We start from the raw sequence: 526 nt of genomic DNA, 5'->3' as shown, positions 1-526 counted from the left end.
GTAGGGGAACCTGCGGTTGGATCACCTCCTTACCTCAAGATACGCATTGTGCAGTGTCCACACAGATTGTCTGATGAAAAAGTAACGAGCAGAAATACCTTTATAGGCTTGTAGCTCAGGTGGTTAGAGCGCACCCCTGATAAGGGTGAGGTCGGTGGTTCAAGTCCACTCAGGCCTACCAATCCTTTCCTTCTCTGCGTTGTCGCCCCACTCGTTTGCACCAAGCAAACGTCGTGTGACTCCGCCTTGATAAGAAAAGCATTGGCTGACTCATCTGAACGATGAGTGATAAAGGTATCTGTTAGTGACTGTATGGGGCTATAGCTCAGCTGGGAGAGCGCCTGCCTTGCACGCAGGAGGTCAGCGGTTCGATCCCGCTTAGCTCCACCATATCCATACGGTTCACACCAATACTTCAGAGTATATTGGCGACAGTATACTGCGAAGTATTTTGCTCTTTAACAATCTGGAACAAGCTGAAAAATTGAAATGATACAGCTGAACATAACTCTCCGTAGAAGTACTG

General features: G+C 48.1%; 2 tRNA genes. Both read left to right on the top strand.

The window, feature by feature from the left end:
- The first annotated feature begins 104 nt into the window (after positions 1-104).
- Positions 105-181: transfer RNA gene (locus tag BS640_RS21840), tRNA-Ile, on the top strand.
- Between the two features lie 133 nt (positions 182-314).
- Positions 315-390 (top strand) — tRNA-Ala (locus BS640_RS21835).
- The last annotated feature ends 136 nt before the right edge of the window (positions 391-526 follow it).

The organism is Rouxiella badensis (assembly GCF_002093665.1).
GTDB lineage: Bacteria > Pseudomonadota > Gammaproteobacteria > Enterobacterales > Enterobacteriaceae > Rouxiella > Rouxiella badensis.
Note: the sequence above shows the minus strand (reverse complement) of the source record. Positions and strands in the feature narration are given on the sequence as shown.